Origin of the sequence: Trebonia sp. (assembly GCF_030042015.1) — a bacterium.
Taxonomy (GTDB): domain Bacteria; phylum Actinomycetota; class Actinomycetes; order Streptosporangiales; family Streptosporangiaceae; genus Trebonia.
Map to the genome: position 1 here is coordinate 1 of NZ_JASIAL010000211.1, position 3476 is coordinate 3476.

Genomic DNA, 3476 nt, shown 5'->3' on the forward strand with positions numbered 1-3476 from the left:
ACCCGGGATTCGAGCGTGGTCTGGGTGGGCAGCGTCAGCGGGGTCATCCTGGCCTCGTTGAACGAGGTCAGCACCGGGCCCGCGTACGTGACCCTGGTGGTGTGCTCGACCCGCAGCCGCCAGCCCACGTCAGCCGTCCCGTTCCCAGGCGACCGGCGCCTGGTACTGGAAGTACCGCCTGGCGATCGCCTCGCTGGCCTGCACGCAGGTCTCCTGCAAGGTGGCGAGCAGCTCGGGCAGCTGGGCGGGAAGCTGTTTGGGGTCGGCGTACTCCAGCCTGGTCCGCAGCGTGCCGACCGGACGCCGCGCCGGGTCGTCGATGCCCATCCGGACCGGCCCAGGGCTGAGGTCGGCCAGGCACTCCTCCGCGGTGGCGAGCGCGTGCACGACGCTGCGCGGGAAGAGGCGGTCGAGCAGCAGGAACTCGGCCACCCGGGCGGGCTCGGCGGCCCAGCCGTGCGTGCGGATGAAGCTTTCGTGCGCGCCGCAGGCCCGCAGCAGCACCGGCCAGCCCAGGTCGTCGGGCGCGGACATCCGGGCCAGCAGCAGCCGGGCGGTCATGTCCGCGCGCTCGAGGCTGCGGCCGAGCACGAGGAACCGCCACGCGTCGTCATGGCTCATCGTCGAGTCGGCCAGGCCGAAGAACAGCGCCGCCCGTTCCCTGACGAACCGCAGGTAGATGTGCGGGCCGAGCCGTTCGGCGGCGCGCTTTTGCCCGATCAGGGCGTGGGCGGTGACGTTGAGGCACTCCCACATCTCGCTGGAGATGACCTCGCGGATGCCGCGGGCGCCGGCCCGCGCGCCGAGCATGGCGCCCGCGATCGCGCTCGGGCTGCCGGCGTCGTAGACCAGCCGGAACAGCACGATCCCGATGTCCAGGTCCGCGTCGGTCTCAGGCGCCACCCCCAGGATGGCGAACAGCGCGCGGCACGCCGCGTCCGACCCCGCGCCCGACTCGCCGAGCATCCGGTGCACGTACACGTCGACAAGCCGCGCGGTGTCGTCGGCGCGCTCCACGTAGCGCCCCGTCCAGTACAGGGTCTCGGCGATCCGGCTGAGCAGCTCGGTGTTCACTGGTCCGGTCCGCTTTGCCTCCCGAGGCCGGCGATCTCAGGGCCGTGGCTTGGCGCGGGCGGCGCCGGGATCGCCGCTGCCTTCCGGCGCTGCCTGGCGGCCTTCGCCGCACGCGCGGGCGCCAGCACCCAGGTGTCCTTCGAGCCGCCGCCCTGGCTGGAGTTCACCACGAGCTCGCCCTCAGGCAGCGCCACGCGGGTCAGCCCGCCTGGCAGCACCCAGACGCCGGTGCCGTCGTTGACCGCGAACGGCCGCAGGTCGATGTGCCGCGGCGCGAGCTTCTCCCCCACCAGCACGGGAGAAGTGGACAGCGCCACCGGGCGCTGCGCGATCCAGCCCCGCGGGTTGGCCGCGACCTTGGTTTTCAGGCCGTCCAGCTGCTCGCCTGTGGCCTGCGGGCCGATGACGATGCCGGCGCCGCCGGCCCCGTCCACCGGCTTGAGCACGAGCCGGTCGAGGCGGCCGAGCACCCACGCGAGCACGTCCGGGTCGTCGAGCCGGTACGACTCCACGTTCTCGAGCAGCGGCTCCTCGCCGAGGTAGTAGCGGATCAGGTCGGGCAGGTAGGTGTAGACGAGCTTGTCGTCGGCCACTCCGTTGCCGACGGCGTTGGCGATCGTGACGTTGCCCGCCCGCGCGGCGTTGATCAGGCCAGGGCAGCCGAGCAGCGACTCGGGGCGAAAGTGCATGGGGTCAAGCCAGTCGTCGTCCACCCGCCGGTAGATGACGTCGACGGGCCTCCTGCCGTGGGTCGTGTGCACGTACACCCGGTTCCGCCAGCAGAACAGGTCGCGGCCCTCGACGAGCTCCACGCCCATCAGCCGGGCGAGCAGGGTGTGCTCGAAATACGCGGCGTTGTGCACGCCGGGGGTGAGCACGACGACGAACGGGTCGACGAGGCCGTGCGGGGCGGCGGCCCTGAGCGCGCCGAGCAGCCGGGACGGGTACTCCTCGACCTGGTGGACGCGCTGCTCGGCGAACAGCGCGGGAAAGGTCCTTGTCATGGCGAGACGGTTCTCGATGACGTAGCTCACCCCGGACGGGACGCGGACGTTGTCCTCAAGGACCCGGAACTTGCCGCCCTCGTCCCTGATCAGGTCGATGCCCGCGACGTGCACCCGCACGCCGTTCGGGGGAACGATGCCCGCCACCTCCCGGCGGAACTTCTCGCTCGTGTAGACAAGACGCCAGGGGACGACGCCGTCGTCGAACGCCCGGCCAGGGCCGTAAACGTCGGCGAGGAACGCCTCGAGCGCCTGGACCCGCTGCCTGACGCCGCGGGTCACCAGGTCCCACTCCACGGCGTCGATCACCCGCGGGATCAGGTCCAGCGGGAACGGCCGCTCCTCGCCCGCGTAGTCGTACGTGACCCCCCGGTCGGTGAACACCCGGGCGAGCTGGTCGGCGCGGAACCGCAGCTCACCGGGGTCCATCGGCTGCAGGACCGAGACCAGCGCGTCGTACGCCGCGCGGGGCTTGCCGGGGGCCGCGAACATCTCGTCCCAGGCCTGCGCGAGCCGGTAACCGTCGAAAATGTCCGCCACGGCCTCCAGCGTAGACACCTGCTGTTCCACGTCTATTTCACCAGGTGACGACCATGTTTCCGATTGTTTCCCGAGATATCCGATCCGGGCGGCCGGTCGCATACCGGACGGCGGGACGGGCGTTAACCTGATGGGGAGAGGAAGTGGCAGATGTACATTCCAGCCCATTTCGCGCCGGACGACGCGCTGGTCAGGGAGCTCCTGGATCACCACGGCGCCGCTGACCTGGTGACGCTGACACCGGACGGGCTGGTGGCGACGATGCTGCCGTTCAGCTACGTGCCTGACGCCGGTGAGCACGGAGCGCTGCAGGGGCACGTGGCGCGCAACAACGCGCAGTGGCGGCTGCCCGCCCAGGGCGAGTCGCTGGTGATCGTCCGCGGACCGGACGCCTACATAACACCGTCCTGGTACGCGTCCAAGGCCGAGCACGGCCGCGTCGTGCCGACCTGGAACTACGTGACGGCCCACGTGTACGGCACGCTGGTCGTGCACGACGACGCGGAGTGGACAGAACATCTGGTCCGCCGGCTCACGGCCAAGCATGAGGCCGGCAGCGCGCATCCGTGGTCGGTGGACGACGCGCCGCCGGAGTTCATCGCCGGGCAGCTGCGCGCGATCGTCGGCATCGAGCTGCTCATCAGCCGGATCGAGGCCAAGGCCAAGCTGAGCCAGAACCGGCCGCCCGCCGACGTGCAACGCGTGATCGACGGGCTGCGCGCCAGGGGCGACGCGGCCAGCGCGGACGCGGTGGAGCGGGCCCGCGCCGCTAGCGCGCCGCACTAGCACGCCGCCGCGAGCGGCGGGCCAGCTCGGCCTCGCCGGCGGCGCGCATGGCCGCGACGGGAGCGGGCTCGC

The 3476-nt window shown here is 71.7% G+C and carries 4 protein-coding genes; 1 reads left to right on the forward strand and 3 read right to left on the reverse strand.

What is annotated here, in order from left to right:
• The 3 genes from Q1N79_RS30650 to Q1N79_RS10995 form a co-directional block, all read right to left on the reverse strand.
• Positions 1-128 (reverse strand): transglutaminase N-terminal domain-containing protein (locus Q1N79_RS30650; protein WP_367185057.1); only part of this gene is annotated, 128 nt, incomplete at its 3' end.
• Position 129: 1 nt separating this feature from the next.
• Positions 130-1074, reverse strand: a complete 945-nt coding sequence (locus Q1N79_RS10990; RefSeq protein WP_300607817.1) for an alpha-E domain-containing protein — start codon at positions 1072-1074, stop codon at positions 130-132.
• Positions 1071-2618, reverse strand: a complete 1548-nt coding sequence (locus Q1N79_RS10995; RefSeq protein ID WP_300607820.1) for a circularly permuted type 2 ATP-grasp protein — start codon at positions 2616-2618, stop codon at positions 1071-1073. The genes Q1N79_RS10990 and Q1N79_RS10995 overlap by 4 nt, the downstream gene beginning before the upstream one ends.
• 150 nt (positions 2619-2768) lie before the next feature.
• On the opposite strand from Q1N79_RS10995, the gene Q1N79_RS11000 reads away from it, so the two are divergent.
• Positions 2769-3404 carry an FMN-binding negative transcriptional regulator gene (locus tag Q1N79_RS11000; RefSeq protein WP_300607823.1) on the forward strand — a complete coding sequence of 212 codons (636 nt, stop codon included), beginning with the start codon at positions 2769-2771 and terminating at the stop codon, positions 3402-3404.
• Positions 3405-3476 lie beyond the last annotated feature (72 nt).